Here is a 16,859-nt window from a genome sequence, read left to right as displayed (position 1 = left end):
GGCCCGTGGACTCCCGGCACGCCGATCTGCCGCGGCCTTCTTGGTTCGCCCGGCACCCCCGACTGGTCGACGCCGCGGTGACCTTCGGCCTGTGGTTCTTCGGAGGGGCGACCACGATCATCGGCGGGACCAGCACGACCGGGATCGCCGCCGTTGCCTTGATCGCCTTGGCCCAGGTGCAGGTGCTCTCGCAGTGGTGGCGCCGCTCTCACCCGGTCCTTGCCTTCGTGGTCTTCACCGCCGCTTGCCTCGCCCAGGTCGCGATCTACGACAGCGTGATCCCGGCGAACCTTGCTGCGCCCTTCGCTGCCTACGCCGCCGCCCGGTATATCCAGCCAGTCGGCTGGCGGTGGGCATCGCTGGCCGTCTCGGCCGCATCCGGGCTGATCGCCTCCGTGCGGTGGTCAATGGCGCCCGATGGCGAGATCTTCATCCCCTCGATCGTCGTCGCGGCCTTCCTCCTCTCGGGCGTCAACCTCATCGCCTGGCTCGGCGGCGAACTCGCCCGGCGGCGGGCCCAGTTGATCGATGGCCTCGCGGAGCAAAACGCGGCCCTGCGGCGCGACCGAGACCAGCGGGCACGGATCGCTGCCGCCGATGAACGCACCCGCATCGCCCGCGAGATGCACGATGTCGTCGCGCACTCCCTCTCGGTCGTCGTTGTTCAGGCCGATGGCGCCGCCTACGCCGCGGAGCACGCAGGCACCTGGAAACGCGAGCAGGCGGCGCAGGCGCTTACGACCATCGGAAGCACCGCTCGCGAAGCCCTCGCCGAGACCCGACGCCTGGTGGGCGTCCTGCGCGAAACGGGGCAGGCGGAGGGTGGTGACGGTGCCCTCACGCCGATCTACGCTCCGACCGAGGCGCTCTCCGACCTACCGGCCCTCGTCGAACGCCTTCACGACTCTGGGCGCGACATCACGCTGACGATGCCCGATGACCTCACCGAAGTCCCCCGCGAGACCGGCCTCGCCGCCTACCGGATCGTCCAAGAGTCGCTCACCAATGTGATTAAGCACGCCGGCCCCTATGCCAGCGCGGCCGTCGTCGTGACGCGGGGGCCTGCGGATCTCGATGTCCGCGTCACCGACACCGGGCGCGGTGCCACCACCGATGATGGCGACGGTCATGGCCTCATCGGGATGCGCGAGCGGGCTCAAAGCGTCGGCGGCGAGGTCAGCGCCGGTCCCGACGAGGTCCACGGCGGCTGGCGCGTGCACGCCCTTCTCCCCCTTCGCTCAAGGAGCCAGACATGACGACCCGAATCGTGCTCGTCGATGACCAGGAACTGGTCCGCGCGGGCTTCACGATGGTGATCGACGCCCAAGAGGACATGAGTGTCGTCGGGGAGGCCAGCGATGGGCAGCAAGCGCTCGAGGTGCTGGAGACGACGGCCGCCGATGTCGTGCTGATGGATATCCGGATGCCGCGCATGGACGGGGTGCGCGCGACGCAAGCGATCGGCGAGCGCGCGGCGGCTGGACGGCTCGCCGAAGGGGGTACACCGCGCGTCGTGGTCCTCACGACCTTCGACCTCGACGAGTACGCGTATGCCGCGCTGCGCGCCGGCGCCTCCGGGTTCCTCCTCAAAGACGCGGGACCGGCCGAGTTGCTCGCGGCGATCCGGGCAGTCCACCGCGGCGACTCGGTCATCGCCCCCAGTACGACCCGACGCCTCGTCGAACGCTTCGCCGAGCACCTCCCCGAGACCGCGGAGAGCAGCGAAACTCCCTCGGTGACCACGGGCGCGGATCATCCCCGGCTGGCCGCTCTCACCCCGCGCGAGGTGGAGATCCTGACGGCGGTCGCTCGGGGCCTCACGAACGCCGAAATCTCCTCGGAGTTCTATCTCGCCGAGGCCACCGTCAAGACTCACATCGGACGCATCTTGCACAAGCTCGACCTGCGCGATCGCGTCCAGATGGTGCTGTTGGCGTACGAGACGGGGCTCGTCCAGGTAGAGCGCGGCTGAACCTGGGCCACATCCCGGCCCGAACCACCCCCAGGCGAATCTCGTCCGCATCGCTCGGACCGATGGCATGACGCAAGCTGTCATCACCCGATGGTCGGTGGCCCGCGGCCGCTCGTACGACCCTGGTCGTACGGGCCGCCGCCGCAGGTCCCGACCGTAGGCCGATGTGGCCGAAGGGGGTCTCGGCGCATCGTTGATGGCATGAACTTCACTGCCGCTCAAGCGATCGACGCCACGACCTCAGCTCTGCTCGACACCCCACCCACCCCGCCACCGCCCGCGGCGCGCGCGGTGGACCTCACCAAGGTCTTTGGCCGCGGAGAGTCCGCCGTCACCGCCTTGGACCACGTCACCCTCGACCTCGCTGCCGGGGAACTCACCGCGATCATGGGCCCGAGCGGTTCGGGGAAGTCCACCCTCATGCACCTCCTCGCCGGGCTCGAGGACGCGACGAGCGGCCAAGTCTTCCTCGGCGAGACCGAGACCACCCGCCTCACCGACAAGCAGCTGACGATCCTGCGCCGCGAGCGGATCGGCTTCGTCTTCCAGTCGTTTAACCTCCTGCCGACCCTCACCGCCGAGCAAAACATCCTGCTCCCCCTCTCCCTCGCCGGGAAGCGCACCGACCGGGCGTGGTTCACCCAACTGACCGACATCCTCGGGATCGCCGACCGCCTGGGTCATCGCCCGAGCGAGCTCTCCGGCGGCCAGCAGCAGCGCGTGGCGATGGCGCGCGCGCTGATGACGCACCCGGATGTCCTCTTCGCCGACGAACCGACCGGCGCCTTGGACTCGCGCACCTCGACCGAACTGCTGACCTTCTTGCGCCGCAGCGTGCACGAGCTCGGCCAGACGATCGTGATGGTGACCCACGATCCGCGCGCGGCGTCCTATGCCGACCGGGTGGTGCTCCTCGCCGACGGCCGGATCACCGACGAACTGCGCAACCCGACCGAGGACTCGGTCCTCGACGCGACGAAGCGCTTGGGGGCCTGAGCACCGATGCTGCAGCTCACCTTCGCTTCGCTTCGCACCCAGGCGCGCCGACTGATCGCACCGGGCCTCGCGATCATCCTCGGTGTCGCCTTCGTCGCCGCAACCCTCACGCTCGGTTCGAGCCTGACCGATACCCTCCGCCAGCAGGTCGCCGGCCAGTACGCCCCTTTCGCCACCGTCGTGCGCCCCAGCCTGGGTGACCATCTGCCGGCGACCTCCCTCGCCGCCGCGCGTGGGACGACCGGTGTGGACCAGGTGGAGGCCACCCGCGCTGGCACCGCGATGATCGCCACCCGTCGCGGCGAGGAGTTCGCGACCCTCACCACGGCGCCGATCCTGGGCGCGGCGTCGACGGCGGCCGAAGGGCGTCTGCCCGCGGCGACCGACGAAATCGCCATCCCCACCACCTGGGCGACGGCCAACCGGATCCGCCTCGGGACGGACCTGCCGGTGACGGCATATGGCAGCGACGGGCAGACCAACTCCGCGTCGTTGCGCGTCGTCGGCTTGATCGACACGAGCGACGACTCCCGCTACGCGGGCAGCGCTACCCTCTTCGCCACCCCGTCAGCGGTCACCAAGCTCACCGATCTGACCGGCTGGACTCAGTTGGCCATCACCGCCACACCCGGCAGCGACGCCGAGACGGTGACCGCTGCCGTCCGGACCGCCCTCAGCGACACCTTGCCGAAGGGGGCGACGGTGCGGACTGGGACCGCGCAGGCCGACGCCGAGATCGACGACCTCGCGCGCGGAACCTCTGCGCTCACGGGGGTGCTGAGCGGGTTCGCGGCGATCGCCCTCTTCGTCGCGGCCATCGTCATCGCCAACACCTTCTCCATCCTGCTTGCCCGCCGCACCCGCGAGACCGCCCTGCTCCGAGCCGTCGGCGCGACGAAGAGCCAGGTGACTCGATCGGCCCTGCTGGAGGCCCTGCTCACCGGGGCGGTCTTCACCGCACTCGGAACCCTCGCCGGGGTTGGGCTCGGTTGGGTCCTCACCCGCGTGTCGAGCGGTTTCCTCGGCAGTGCGATCGGCGAGATGGTCTTCTCGGTCACGCCGCGGGACATCCTGATCCCGCTCGTCGTTGGCATCGTGGTCGTGATCCTCGCGGCGCTGCGACCGGTCCGGCGTGCGTCAGCGGTCGCCCCCCTCGCCGCCCTGCGCCCCGCCCCCGGGCGGGACTCCCGGACCGCCGGTCGGATGAAACTGCTCGCCGGAGCCGCCCTCATCGCGATCGGTGGAGGCGCGCTCGTGCTCGGCATGCAAGGAAGCGGGCTGGTCATCGGCATGGCTGGAGGCCTGTTGTCCTTCCTCGGCGTCATGCTGATCGGCACGATCCTCGTCCCCGCGGTCGCTCGGGTCGTCGGCATCGTCCCGGCGCGCCTCTTCGGCACCCCGGGGCGCCTCGCCCTCGGCAATGCGGTCGCCAACCCGCGTCGAGCCGCCGCGACCGCCTCGGCCCTGCTCGTCGGGATCACCCTCGTCACCATGACCGCGGTCGCCGCGCGCTCGGCTCAGTCGTCGGTCGATGCGGCGCTCGACCAGCACCTCTCGATCGACGCCTCGATCGCGAGCACCGCTGGCCCGCTGAGTGAGCGGACCGTGCAGCAATTGCGTGACGTGGATGGCGTCGGTGTCCTCGCCCCCATTCCCGGAGCCGAGGTGAAGGTCGACGGCGAAGGGGGTCAGGTGGTCGTCGGGATCGGCGCTGACGCCCGCTCCGCGCTGCGCAACCCGGCGCTGGTGAGCAGCCTTCGTGACGGTGTCGCGCTCGTCTCCTCCGAGGCTGCCGCGGAGGCGGGGGTCACCAACGGCGACACCCTCGCGCTGCAGGGACCGACGGGCGCGCGCACGGTGAAGGTGTCGATCTCCGACGCCCTTGGCTACCCGCTCTCGGTCACCGAGTCCGACCTCAGGGCCATGACGCCGCAGCCCGACACGCGCGGGGTGATTATTCGCCTGGCCGACGGGGCCGACGGTCAGGCGGTGCTCGACCGGATCTCCACCGCGACGGCCGATGTCCCCTCGATCACCATCGGCGGATCGGCATCGGAGCGGGCCCAGCTGACCGAAGCCCTCGACATCGTGCTCTACGTGGTCCTCGGGCTGCTCGGGATCTCGGTCCTGATCGCACTCGTGGGGATCGCTAACACCCTCTCGCTGTCGGTGATCGAACGTACCCAAGAGTCCGCCCTGCTGCGGGCCCTCGGGACGACCCGCGGTCAGCTGCGCGGCATGCTCGCCATTGAAGCGGCCGTCCTCGCCGCCGTCGGGGTGGTCGTCGGAAGCGCGCTTGGCGTCGCGTATGGCTGGGCCGGCACCCGCTCCGCCTTGGGATCGGCCCTCGATACCCAGCTCACGATCCCGTGGACGATCATCGGCGGGGTGGCCCTCGTCGCGATCACGGCGGCGGTTCTCGCCTCGGTGTTGCCGGCGCGACGGGCCACCCGGGTCGCTCCGGCCCAGGCGCTCGCCGCGGATTAAGGGGGCGAGCGCTAACCCCCTTCGCACGCGATGTGCAGGTGATCTTCAGGTCGAGCCGCCATCGTGTCCTCTTGTGAGCGCGCGGACCCCTCTGGCCACTTGGGGTCCGCGCGCTCAGATCGTCGCCACCATCGCGGCGATGGGAGCGGTCGGTCTGCTGGCCTCCCGGTGGTGGCCCGCCGTTGGAGACTCCTGTCCCGCTCGACTCGCCAACGTCTGCGAGCCGGGCGAGATGCGCGAGCGACTCACGCTCATGTGGTGGGCGATGTCCGCCCTTCTCGCCCTGCTGATCGGCTCCGTCCTCTGGTACGTGGTGCGCCGTCCGAAGGGGCCGCGGCGCCCAGGCGCATCACCTCGGCCGCTTCGTGGCTATCTGATCGCCGTGATGGGCACCACCGCCGCTGGGGTCTCTCTCGCGATCCCCCTCCTCATCGTCGCGCGGGCTTTCGGTGGTCCGGCCTTCGTCGCGGGACTCGCCGCCTGGTGGGTGGCTCTGATCGTCGCGTTGGGGTGGATCGAGGATCGAGCGACCCCGGGGACCGGACAACGCCTCATCGCCGTACGCGCCACCGTGATCGCGACGGTCGCCGTCGCGACGGTCGCGATCGTCCCCTATGTCCTCGCCCGCACCGACCGGACGAGCATCGCCGGCGCCTACCTTGCGACCGTCGTCTTCGTCGTCGCCGCGGCGGTCACTGCGGCCCTGTGGGGCAGAGTGTGGAGCGAACGCTGCGACCGCCGCACGGTTCCGGTGGCGCTCTCCCTCGGCGCCCTGGTCGGGATCGCTGGCCTCAGTTACGGGCTCGTCAGCGTCACCGCGGTCGAGCGGTACCAGGCCCGCGATGTCGTCCACGACATCCTCGACCCCTATGGCCCGGGCCCTGCCAATCCCGAACGCATGGCCCTCATCGCCCCGAGTGACCCCCCGACCGGGGCGACGTCTACCGGGGAAGGGGAGCCGAGGACCACCGCATCCGATTCCCGAGTCGGCGAGCGCTCTGGCCCCGAGGTGGTCGCTGCGTGCCGGGCGGCCGACCTTCGCGCCATCGCGCACGGCTGGGACGCCGCTACCGGGTGGCGCGCCGTGGCCGTGACCGTCCAGAACGCGACCGAGCGCGACTGTTGGCTTCGGGACCGTCCGCGGCTCGTCGTTACTGATGACGGAGTGAGCGTGATCGCGAAGACCGAAGCCGTCGTGACCGACGCCTCGGGGACACCGGTCTCCGAGCGACGGATCACCATCGGGCCGGGTGACTCCGCCTCCGTGGAACTCGGCTGGCGCGGTACGGGGGTCGGCGCCGCCCCATCGCAACGCGCTGCCTTGGACCTGCTCGACGAGTCCGTCCCGATCGATTTGAGCGGCGGCTTCTTCGATATCGACCCGACGACGTCGCTGCGGATGAGTCCGTGGATCGAAGCGCCCGCCAACAAGGAGCGCAGTTCGGCCCGCTGACCTCCCGAGATCGCGCACTCTAAGAGCCAGACCCCAGGGATCAGGACCCAACCACCGCGAAACGGCGCTGTAACCTGACCGTGACGGGCCCCTAGGCGACGGGCTCTGGGTGACTGGTGGCTCGCCGCCGGTCTCGTCGGGACACCTCGCAAAGGACCAGTCCCCCGACCGCCGCCACAAACGGCATGGCGAGGTAGAAGACGACGGACACCTCGAACCTGGCCAGCCCGACGAGAACACCGACGACGGCGATGACGGTGAGCGGTATGGCCACCCCGCGCCCAGGTCCGCCGCCAGGGGATGAGGGGTAGGACGATGAGGTACGCGTACGGGATCCCGAAGTCCGCGATCCAGCCGAGGTATTGGAGACCGGCGACCTCGAGCACTGCAAGGCCAGTGAGCACCGGCCCACTCACCAGGAGTGCTACCTGCCACCAGCGGGGTGGCCACAGCGCCGCTACCGCCATCGTGATGAGCGGGATGACGACGGCGAGGTATCCGAAGAAGAGGTTCACGCGGCTATCCTCCCGGTCAACTGCTCCACGGACCGTCGACGGGCAGGTCCTTGTCGAGACAAAAGTGTCCGCCGGGGTTGGCGTCGGCCCTCTGGAGCGGGTCGGCCGCGCTCAGGCCCACGGGTTCCCGGACCGGTCGGTCGACGCCTCGAATGCTCCCGGGAGTCGATGCCCATGAGTCCAGCCAAGCGCACGCGGCGTTAATTCAGGTCAGGTGGCGCTCGGTGTCCACGGCGTGACGAAGGGGTTCGCCGGCAGGCCGAGTACGGTGGCGACGAGAGCGGGCGCGAGCGCGCCGTCGATCTGCTCGCGGATGATGTCGGCGTGGCCAGCGTGCCGGGACAACTCCTCGACGATATGCATGAGTTGATAGCGGCGCCGCACCGTGGACTCCTCGGTGATCCCGTACCAGGGAGCGGGCGGTTGGACGACCTCTTCGTCCGGGTCAACATCGCCGGAGAACCGGTCGGCGACCGCCGCGGTCATGGCGTCGAACCGAGCGAGCACCTCGGTGAGCGACTCATCCGGCCGCATGACGAAGCTGGCGTAGAAGGCGTCGACCGGGTCGATCGGCGCTCCCGGATCGGCGGCCTCTGGCACCTCACCGGCGAGGACATGGGTGACGTGCTTGAGGATCCCCCCAATCGACAAGGCGCTGCGGCACGGGGTCGAGCGCGCCTGTTCGTCGGTGAGACCAAGGGCGCTCGCGCGCAGCGCCTCCAATTGCTGCGCGATATAGCCGGCGTAGGTCTGGTTCTCGTCGTGAATCGCGGGCAGGTACATCGGCCACTTCCTTTGCTGGGGTGAGGATCGGGGCGGGCTGCCCCCTTCAATCGCCACCCTCGCGGGAGAAGAGGACTATTTCTGTCCGCATCTAGCTGCGATCCTGGAAGAGCCACCGAAGGGAGCCTCATGGCCGAGACGACCCACCGCATCCTGCGGCTATTGAGCCTGCTCGAGGCGCGATCGGTCTGGACCGGACCGGATCTTGCCGAGCGGCTCGACGTCACCGCGCGAACCGTCCGCCGCGATATCGATCGCCTGCGAGACCTTGGCTACCCGGTCCACGCTGCGCATGGTCCCGGCGGCGGCTACCGGCTCGGGAGGGGGAGACGCCTGCCCCCCTTGGTCCTTGATGACGATGAGGCCGTGGCCGCCGCGATCGCCCTTCGGATCGCCGCGGCCAGTGATGAAGCGGTCGGCGAGTCGGCTCTTCGCGCCCTCACCAAACTCGATCAGGTGCTCCCGGTTCGGTTGGCGGCGGAGGTCCGCGCGCTCGACCTTGCGACCGCCACCCTCCCCCAGCCCGGGACGGCCCTGGACCACGGCACGCTCCTCACTGCGGCCCGCGCCATCCGTGATGGCGTGCGCCTGCGTTTTGACTACGAGGCACGTGACGCACAGCGATCGGTACGTGACTGCGAGCCCTATCGGCTGGTGACGACCGGTCGGCGGTGGTACCTCTTCGCCTGGGATCTGGGGCGCAGTGATTGGCGCACCTTCCGAGTGGACCGGATGGCCGCGGCGCGTGCCTCGACCCTCACCTTCGCAGCGCGTCCCACCCCGGACCCGGTCGCCCAGGTGCGCCAAGCCATGAGTCGCGGCGGGTATGGGGTGGTGGCGACGGCGCATTACACGGCGAGCGCCGAGGCGCTGCGCCAGCGCGTCCCCGCAACGATCGGCGAGGTCACCGCGCTCGGTGACAGGCAGGCCCAACTGATCGCAGGCGCCGACGACGCCCATCACCTCGCGTGGCACCTGGCGTGGATCGCGCGTGATCTCGACGCCGATCTGACAATCATCGACCCGCCCGAAGTGCGCGAAGCGCTCGCCGCGATGGGCCAGCAGTTCACCCACTTCGCCCGCTCGTGAGGTCTGCGGCGGGAGAAGAACCTCAGGTGAGCTTGCGGACCATCGAGAGAGGGAGCACCTTCATCGCACCCGCGATCGCGACCCACGGCTTCGCCGGGACATAGGCCTTGACCTTGCGGGCCTCGATCGCCGCCACCATCGCCCGCACGCCGGTCTCGGTATCGACCATGAACTTTGTCTTCTGCGAGACCTTCTCGTTCATCTCCGAGCGGATGTAACCCGGGTAGATCACCGAGACATCGATCTTCAGGTCCGGCTTACCGAGCATCTCCGAGCGAATGCCCTCCGCCAGCGAGGCAACCCCCGCCTTCGTCGCGGCGTAGACGGTCATGGTCTTCGGCATCCCGCGCAGCGCCGACATCGAGGAGATCATCACGAGGTGACCGCGCTTTTGGCGCCGGAAGATCTCCATCGCCGCCTCGGCCTGGGCGAGCGCGCCGAGGAAGTTTGTCTGGGCGGTCTCGCGGTTGGCGTGGTGGCTGCCGACACCGATCGGGGCCCCCTTCCCCAGCCCGGCGTTGACGATGACCCGCTCGATCGTGCCGAAGCGCTGGGCAAAATCGGCGAAGACCGCAAAGACCGCGTCGTCATCGGTGACATCGAGCGCAGCAGTCTCGATCCGGCAGGTGGGGTGGGCAGCGTGGATCTCGTCGGCGAGCCCATCGATGCGCTGCGTGCGGCGGGCCGCGAGGCCGAGGTCGTAACCGAGCGCGGCGAACTGGCGGGCCATCTCTTCACCGAGGCCGGAACTCGCGCCGGTGATGATGATCGCGCCCTTGGTGGCGGTACCTTCAGTCATGATGTTGACGGTACGGCCTTATTGAGCAACGATCAATAGTGTGCCCGTCCCCTCGCCCTCCCGTCGCCCCGCTCCACGCGAGCGACTCAGCCGTGAGGACCGTCGGCGTCAACTGATCGGCCTGGGGCTCGCGGCCCTGACCCGCAAGCCCGCCCACGCGATCGCCCTGGACGAAATCGCCGCCGAGGCGGGCATCTCGCGCGGGCTGCTCTTCCACTACTTCCCGAGCAAGCGCGCCTATTTCAGCGCGCTCGTCGAGGCCGCCGGGGAGCGCCTGCTCCACAACACCGAGCCCGACCCCGACGCCGAGCCCAGGACACAGATCGCCCAGATGGTGACCGGGTTCATCGCGCAGGTCGAGCGTCGCCGCGACGCGTACCTCGGATTCATCCGCGGATTCGGCGGCGTCGATGCCGAGTCGGCTGACGTCCACGCGGCGATCTGGCAGACCCTCACCGACCGCGTCTTAGCCGCCCGGCCAGATCTCGATCGCGACATCACCACCGCCTGGTGGGCTTACGTCGAGGCCCGGGCGCTCAGCTGGTCGGCGGCGTCGTCCAGGCCCGATCTCGACGATCTCGTCGGTCACTGCACGCGCGCCCTCGACGCCCTTCACCAGCAGTAACGCCGATCGAGCGAGCAGTTCGGTCGGCTCACCCCGCCGAGGGCCGCTGAAGGGGGTAGCGGGCGACCTCGTCGTACCGCGGGCGTGAGCGCGCACCGGCGCCGAGGTGCGATTGGATCAGGACGAAGGAGCCGACCTCGAAGGCCGCGCTTGTCCAGGTGTCGAGGACGCGGAGCCATCGGGTCGCCTCGATCGGACGCCGGAGCCGCGCGAGGCTCAGATGAGGGATGAGTTCACGCCCGTCGACCTCGGCACCTGCGTGGACCGCCGTCGTCCGGACCGCAGCTCCGAGCCGGCGCACCTGATCGTCGCCGCGCGCCATTGCCAACCACAGCACCCGGGCGCGGGTCGGATCGGGGAAGGAGCCGGCCCCTCCAAGCTGCGCGATGAAGGGGGCGTGCCGCCGCGCCACCGACGCCAGCCCATCCTCTAAGGCATCCTGCGCGACCTCATCGACGGCGGCCATGAAGGCGAGCGTCAGATGCCACTGCTCAGAGGCGATGAAGGGGAAGGGCGCCGCTTCCCGACGCGGATCGAGGAACTCACCGAGGTCTTCGCGCACCTCGTCGGGCAGATCGATCGCGACGAAGAGGCGAGCGCGATCCCCCTTCCGGCGTCCCATCAGCGAAAGGCCGAGTGCCCCGTCAGGCTCTGGCCGATGATCAGTTGGTGGACCTCGGAGGTGCCCTCGTAGGTGAGGACCGACTCGAGGTTGTTGGCGTGGCGCATCGGGGAGTACTCGAGCGTGACGCCGTTGGCGCCGAGGAGGGTTCGGCATTCGCGGGCGATGGCGATCGCCTCACGGCAGGAGTTCAACTTGCCGACCGAGACCTGCTCGGGTCGCAACCGCCCGGCGTCCTTCAGCCTCCCCAGATGAAGGGCGAGAAGCATCGCCTTGTCGAGTTCGACGACCATGTCGGCCAGCTTGACCTGGCTGATTTGGTAGGCGGCGAGCGGCTTGCCGAAGATCTGGCGGTTCTCGACGTAGTCGAGCGTCACCTCGATGCTGTCGCGCGCGGCGCCGACCGCGCCGAAGATGATGCCGAAGCGGGCCTCGTTGAGGCACGAGAGCGGACCGGAGAGCCCGAGCGCTTCGGGGAGCATCGCCGAGGACGGCAGGCGCACGCCGTCTAAGACGATCTCGCCGGTCGCGGACGCGCGAAGGGAGAGCTTGCCCGTCACCTCGTTGGCGGTGAAGCCCGGGGTATCGGTCGGGACGACAAAGCCCCGGATTCCCTCTTCGGCCCGCGCCCAGATCACGGCGACATCGGCAAGCGGGGCGTTGGTGATCCACATCTTGGTGCCGTCGAGGATCCAGTCGTCGCCATCACGGCGGGCCCGCGTGCGCATCCCACCGGGGTCGGAGCCGAAGTCCGGTTCGGTGAGGCCGAAGCACCCGATGAGCTCGCCGGCCGCCATCCCGGGCAGCCACTGCTCGCGCTGCTCCTCCGATCCCCACCGGTGGATCGCGTACATCGCGAGCGAACCTTGGACCGAGACAAGCGAACGCAGCCCGGAGTCGGCGGCTTCCACTTCCAAGCACGCGAGTCCGTACGCGGTCGCGGAGGTCCCAGCGCAGCCGTAGCCCTGCAGGTGCATCCCAAGCAGACCGTTCGCCCCGAACTCGCGGGCCAGCTCGCGCACCGGCAACGTCCCCGCTTCGAACCACTGCGCGAGGTGCGGTCGGACGTGGTCGGTGACGATCTGTTGCACCGTCGAGCGGATGGCACGCTCCTCATCGTCGAGGAGGTGATCGAGGTCAATCAGGGCGAAGGGGTGCACCGGGCTCATCCCCCCAGTGTCCCGCCTTTGCTTAAGCAACGCCTCGATGCTCACCCTCCAGGATGAGCATCAAGGACGTGCTTAAGCAAAGTGAGGACGAAGGGGGTTAGCGGGCGCTGACGTCGGCGAGGGTTAAGGGGGCGCCGCGCATCGCCTCGAGCTCGGCGGCCTGGGCCAGGTAGAGCTCGGCGCACGCGAGCGCGTCGACGAGCGCTTCGTGCGCCCGATAGTGCGGCAGCCCGAACCGCTCTCGTGCCGCCCAGAGCCGCAGCGAGCCGGGCGTGGGCTCCTCGACCGCGCCGATCCCCGAGGTGACGATCCGGTGCTGCAGGGCCAGGGTGTCGACCGGGCTCGCGACCATCTCAACGCCGTAGACGCGACGGCACGCAGCAGCGAGGAAACTGGTCTCGATCTCGGCGTGGTGCGCGAGCAGCACCCGCCCGGCCAGGGCCTTCAAGGTCACCTCCAGGGCCTCTTGCGGCGCCACGCCCTCGGCGATCGCGTCGTCGGTGAGGCCATGGAAGATGGCGCTCTGCCCCACGTCAACCCCGGCGCTGATCACCACGCGCCGCGCCTCGCCCAGGCGGATCGCCAGCCCATCGACCGGGACGAAACCGACGCTCAGGACGTGATCGGTCGCGGCATCGAGCCCGGTCGTCTCGACATCGATCGCGAGCAACGGGAGCTCGGTGAGCGGGGTGTGCGGCTCGGGGAAGGGGGTCGCCAGGTAGTCACGAAGCGGCCCGGCCGGAGCGGACCGGGCGGCCTTCTCCCGTCGCCGCTGCGGCGATCGGAAGCGGGAGAGGATCACGAGACCACGCTCAGCGGGAAGAGCTGGGTCAGCGCCTGCTGCGCGGACCGCACGATCTGGAAGGCATCGCGCAGCGCGCCCCGCTCGAAGGCGGTGAGTTCGCCCGGACCGATGTGGTTATCCGGACTCGCGCCGGCCCGCACCTGCCGCGCCTGGTGCACCAGCCGGACGTGGGCGATGAACTCGAGGGCGTCGATCAGGTTGTCGGCGCTCTTTTGGCTCATCGACCCCGCCGCGGCCGCGGCCAGCAGGCGGGCTTCGGTATTCACCGGCGCCAACCCCTTCGCGAGCGCATGGACCCGCGCCAGCTCGACGATCGCGCCGATGCCGCCCCGTTTGAGGTCCAAGGTGTCCTTGTGGTCGCCCTCCTTAGCGAGGACGAAGCCGCGGAAGAAGCCGAGCGGTGGTTCGTTCGCCACCGCTTCCTTGGCGAGATGAGCGAGGAAGCGTTTGCCGTTCGGGGTGAGAGACATGACGTGATCGGCGAGCTGGGTGTGGAGCGAATGGTCGCCCCGCAGGGCCCGGGAGTCGAAGAAGATCGACGCGGTGAGCACGGCATCGGAGGTCGGCTCGGTGACCCACCGGGTGAACTCGCGCTGCCAGGCCGTGATGCCCTGGCGCCAGCGAGGATTGGTCGCCATCACATCACCAGGGCAGCGGACGTACCCGGCCTCCACCAACCCCTCGACGACGAAGTCGGCGAGCGCCGCGAAGTACTGATCGGCGCCCTCGGGCAGGTCATCGGAGAGGATCAGCGCGTGGTCCTGGTCGCTGCCAAGAGCCTGCTCATAGCGAGCCTTGGAGCCGAGGACCATCCAGCAGAAGGGGGCCGGCGCTGGCCCGAGCGAAGCGATCCCGAGGTCGATGATCCTGCGTTCGACGGCATCCCCGACGGCCGTCACGATCCTCGTGATGTCCCCGGCCGAGGCGTCTTGAGCCACGAGATGCTCGACGAGTGCCGGGATGCGGCGCGCCACGGCCGCGACCCCGCCGACGTCGTGTTGCTTGGCGATATCCCCGACGAGGTGGACGGCACTGGCCCGCTCCAGGCGCATCAGGTCGGTCGTCGTCACGACCCCGACGGGGGCGCCATCGGCGTCGACGAGCGGGAGGTGGTGGATATTGCGTTCGACCATCGCGAGCAGCACCTCGAAGGCGAGCGCATCGACGGGCGCAGTCACCGGATCGACGGTCATCACCGTGGCGACCGGAGCATCGGGGTCGACCCCCGCGGCGAGCACCCGCCCGCGCAGATCGCGGTCGGTAACGATCCCCCGGAGCACGCCGGGGATCGGATCGTGTTCAGAGCCGTCGACGACAAGGAGCGAGGACACGCCGTGCCCGGTCATCACCCGCGCAGCCTCGGCGATGGACACCTCGGCGGTGACCGTGATGGGAGCGCGGCGCGCCAGGTCGCTGGCGCTCGTCTTCAAGATCGCGTCCCCATGGTCGGTGGTAGCCGTCGAGCGCGCGGCGGCCCCGATCCGATCGGCACGCTGCTCGTCGAAAAAGTCGGCGAAGTCGGCGTGCGCACCGGATAACTCGTGGAAGTGAGCCGCGGGGAGGTGGAGCGCCAAGGTGTCTTCGATCGCGGTGACCGAGAACCGCGATGGGTTCCCGCCGACGAGGGTGGTGGTTCCGACGGTCTCTCCCTCCGCGCCTCGGCCGATGAGACCCCCGTCGGCGTCGCGGATCTCGATCGCCCCGGAGCGCACCACGATCAGGTCGTGGTTGTCCTGGCCCACCGCCATGAGCGCGGTCCCTCTCCGGTGATAGCGCGCGGTCATCGCCGCCGCGAGCCGCCGCAGGTCGCGCTCGGGAAGGGCGTCGAAGGGCTGGTGCTCGGCGAGGAAATCTCGGACCTCGGTCAGCTCGATGTCGGCGCCATTGCCGCGGTCGTCGCTCATGGATCCACCCTGGCGTAGCGGCCGATCGTGTGGGAAGGTCCGATCGACCCCGCGTCGGTCACCGTCACCGTGCGCTCGACCACCGGTCACGCCCGCGCCGCCCAGTCATCGCGGGAGGTGCACTTCGCCCCCTTCGACTAGCGCAGCGCGACGATTCTGACCATCACGATCAGAAAACAAAATAATAACGAGGCGGTAAAGCCCCGTTACCCCCTCCGGCCTGGCTAGCGTCTCTCCCACCGTTTTTTCGGTTCACCCAAGTGGAGGAGAAGTTCGGCATGAAGGTACGCATCCCCCTCGCCGTTGGTGGCGCGATCGCGCTCGGTATCACCACGCTCTCGGCGAGTACCGCACACGCCAACCCTGACCCCGACCCGACCGAAAAGGTCGCCACGCAGGACCCCGTCACCGACTACATCATGAAGCGGGAGAACATCAGCAAGAAGGAGGCCAAGGAGTACGTCGACACCAAGCGCGACCGTCAGGCCGCCCTGGATCGCCTTGAGCGCCAAGGGATCTCGACCGATGGTGCGTACTTCGACGACACCAAGCTCGTCGTGGTCGTCAAGGACGCCGCGGCGAGCAAGAAGGTCCGGGCCGCGGGCCTCACCCCGTCGCGGGCCGCCGGCCAGAGCACCCTCGACGCGCGCGCCAAGAAGGTCCTGAAGGCCGCCGGAGCACGCTCGAAGCACATCCTCACCGTCGGCCCGAACCTGCCGAAGGGCACCGTCGATGTCCGCGTGAGCAAGGACGCCCCGAGCGCTCTGGTGTCCTCGCTGAAGGCCATGGAAGGCGTTACGGTGACGGTCGGCGACAAGCTCGAGACGCACGCCGACGTCGTCCCGGGCCAGATCATGCGGCTTAGCTCGGGCGGCAACTGCTCCCTGGGCTACACGGGCACCGACCGCAACGGCCGGGCCGTGTTGCTGACGGCTGGTCACTGCGTCGAGAGCCTCCCGCGGGTCTTTAACGCCGCGGGTCAGCTGCTTGGGCAGGGCACGCACAGCCGCTTCCGGACCGGCTCGTCGAGCGTCGACATGGGCCTGATGACCATTTCCGCCGGCAACCGCGGCATCCCCCAGGTCGACAGCCGCGGCCACTCCGGGATGTACCCGGTCCGCGGTTTGAGCAAGGGTGCCATCGGCACGGACATCTGCAAGGCCGGGAACACCACGGGCTGGACCTGCGGTCAGATCAAGGCCTACAACCGCACCGTCAACTACGACGGCACCGTGGTCTCGGGTCTCGCCGAGGCCAGCGTCTGCAGCCAGGGCGGTGACTCCGGTGGCGCGTACCTCGGCGCCGGCAACCTCGCCCAGGGCATGACCTCTGGTGGGCCCGTCGGCGTGCGCTGCGGCTTCAACCGTGGTTACGCCGCCGGCTCGTACTCCTTCTACCAGCCGGTCGTCGACGCCGCGAACTACTACGGCGTCACGCTCAACACGATGCGCTAATTCCGCGCCATCAGTAAGGAAGGGGGGTCTGCGCCGGTCACCTCGGCGCAGACATGACGACGATGGGTGGCGCGGTACGGGCCTGGCTAAGGAAGGGGGGTCTGCGCCGGTCACCTCGGCACAGACATGACGACGAGGGGTGGCGCGGTACGGGCCTGGCTAAGGGAGGGGGGTCTGCGCCGGTCA

General features: G+C 69.4%; 14 protein-coding genes. 8 read left to right on the top strand and 6 right to left on the bottom strand.

The annotated features are described in order from the left end of the window. Positions 1-5 precede the first annotated feature (5 nt). The 5 genes from AB8K43_RS00890 (at position 6) to AB8K43_RS00870 (ending at position 6,908) form a co-directional block, all read left to right on the top strand. Positions 6-1,256, top strand: coding sequence for a sensor histidine kinase (locus AB8K43_RS00890; protein ID WP_370890423.1), 1,251 nt, complete (start codon positions 6-8; stop codon positions 1,254-1,256). After that, positions 1,253-1,972 carry a response regulator gene (locus tag AB8K43_RS00885; protein ID WP_370890421.1) on the top strand — a complete coding sequence of 240 codons (720 nt, stop codon included), beginning with the start codon at positions 1,253-1,255 and terminating at the stop codon, positions 1,970-1,972. The genes AB8K43_RS00890 and AB8K43_RS00885 overlap by 4 nt, the downstream gene beginning before the upstream one ends. 201 nt (positions 1,973-2,173) lie before the next feature. Further along, positions 2,174-2,968 carry an ABC transporter ATP-binding protein gene (locus tag AB8K43_RS00880; protein WP_370890419.1) on the top strand — a complete coding sequence of 265 codons (795 nt, stop codon included), beginning with the start codon at positions 2,174-2,176 and terminating at the stop codon, positions 2,966-2,968. Between the two features lie 6 nt (positions 2,969-2,974). Continuing rightward, positions 2,975-5,455 carry an ABC transporter permease gene (locus AB8K43_RS00875; RefSeq protein ID WP_370890417.1) on the top strand — a complete coding sequence of 827 codons (2,481 nt, stop codon included), beginning with the start codon at positions 2,975-2,977 and terminating at the stop codon, positions 5,453-5,455. 73 nt (positions 5,456-5,528) lie between these two features. After that, positions 5,529-6,908, top strand: a complete 1,380-nt coding sequence (locus AB8K43_RS00870; RefSeq protein ID WP_370890415.1) for a DUF4232 domain-containing protein — start codon at positions 5,529-5,531, stop codon at positions 6,906-6,908. 725 nt (positions 6,909-7,633) lie between these two features. Here the strand turns inward: AB8K43_RS00870 and AB8K43_RS00865 are convergent. Further along, positions 7,634-8,206 (bottom strand): DinB family protein, encoded by a 573-nt coding sequence (locus AB8K43_RS00865; RefSeq protein WP_370890413.1) that lies wholly within the window; start codon positions 8,204-8,206, stop codon positions 7,634-7,636. Positions 8,207-8,335: 129 nt separating this feature from the next. On the opposite strand from AB8K43_RS00865, the gene AB8K43_RS00860 reads away from it, so the two are divergent. Continuing rightward, a complete protein-coding gene (locus AB8K43_RS00860; RefSeq protein ID WP_370890411.1) occupies positions 8,336-9,295 on the top strand; it encodes a helix-turn-helix transcriptional regulator in 960 nt (319 codons plus the stop codon). A gap of 22 nt (positions 9,296-9,317) precedes the next feature. Here AB8K43_RS00860 and AB8K43_RS00855 read toward each other — a convergent pair whose 3' ends face one another. After that, positions 9,318-10,094: an SDR family oxidoreductase gene (locus AB8K43_RS00855; protein WP_370890409.1), complete on the bottom strand. Its 777-nt coding sequence runs from the start codon at positions 10,092-10,094 to the stop codon at positions 9,318-9,320. A 40-nt stretch (positions 10,095-10,134) separates the two neighbouring features. Between AB8K43_RS00855 and AB8K43_RS00850 the strand changes: the two genes are divergently transcribed. After that, positions 10,135-10,719 (top strand): TetR/AcrR family transcriptional regulator, encoded by a 585-nt coding sequence (locus AB8K43_RS00850; RefSeq protein ID WP_370890407.1) that lies wholly within the window; start codon positions 10,135-10,137, stop codon positions 10,717-10,719. Between the two features lie 28 nt (positions 10,720-10,747). Here the strand turns inward: AB8K43_RS00850 and thpR are convergent, their stop codons facing one another. From thpR to AB8K43_RS00830, 4 genes are all read right to left on the bottom strand, one after another. Then, positions 10,748-11,341: an RNA 2',3'-cyclic phosphodiesterase gene (thpR, locus tag AB8K43_RS00845; RefSeq protein WP_370890405.1), complete on the bottom strand. Its 594-nt coding sequence runs from the start codon at positions 11,339-11,341 to the stop codon at positions 10,748-10,750. Beyond that, complete coding sequence (locus AB8K43_RS00840; protein WP_370890403.1) at positions 11,341-12,510, bottom strand: acyl-CoA dehydrogenase family protein; 1,170 nt, start codon at positions 12,508-12,510, stop codon at positions 11,341-11,343. Before AB8K43_RS00840 ends, thpR begins: the two co-directional genes overlap by 1 nt. 97 nt (positions 12,511-12,607) lie before the next feature. Continuing rightward, positions 12,608-13,312, bottom strand: a complete 705-nt coding sequence (locus AB8K43_RS00835) for an exonuclease domain-containing protein (RefSeq protein WP_370890401.1) — start codon at positions 13,310-13,312, stop codon at positions 12,608-12,610. Then, on the bottom strand, positions 13,309-15,219 hold the full coding sequence (locus AB8K43_RS00830; protein ID WP_370890399.1) for a DUF294 nucleotidyltransferase-like domain-containing protein: 1,911 nt from the start codon (positions 15,217-15,219) through the stop codon (positions 13,309-13,311). Before AB8K43_RS00830 ends, AB8K43_RS00835 begins: the two co-directional genes overlap by 4 nt. 278 nt (positions 15,220-15,497) lie before the next feature. On the opposite strand from AB8K43_RS00830, the gene AB8K43_RS00825 reads away from it, so the two are divergent. Then, complete coding sequence (locus AB8K43_RS00825) at positions 15,498-16,673, top strand: S1 family peptidase (RefSeq protein WP_370890397.1); 1,176 nt, start codon at positions 15,498-15,500, stop codon at positions 16,671-16,673. Positions 16,674-16,859: the final 186 nt, after the last annotated feature.

The sequence above is a fragment of the Janibacter sp. GXQ6167 genome (assembly GCF_041365945.1).
Classification (GTDB): Bacteria; Actinomycetota; Actinomycetes; order Actinomycetales; family Dermatophilaceae; genus JBGFSK01.
This window is presented reverse-complemented; position numbering and strand designations above follow the sequence as displayed.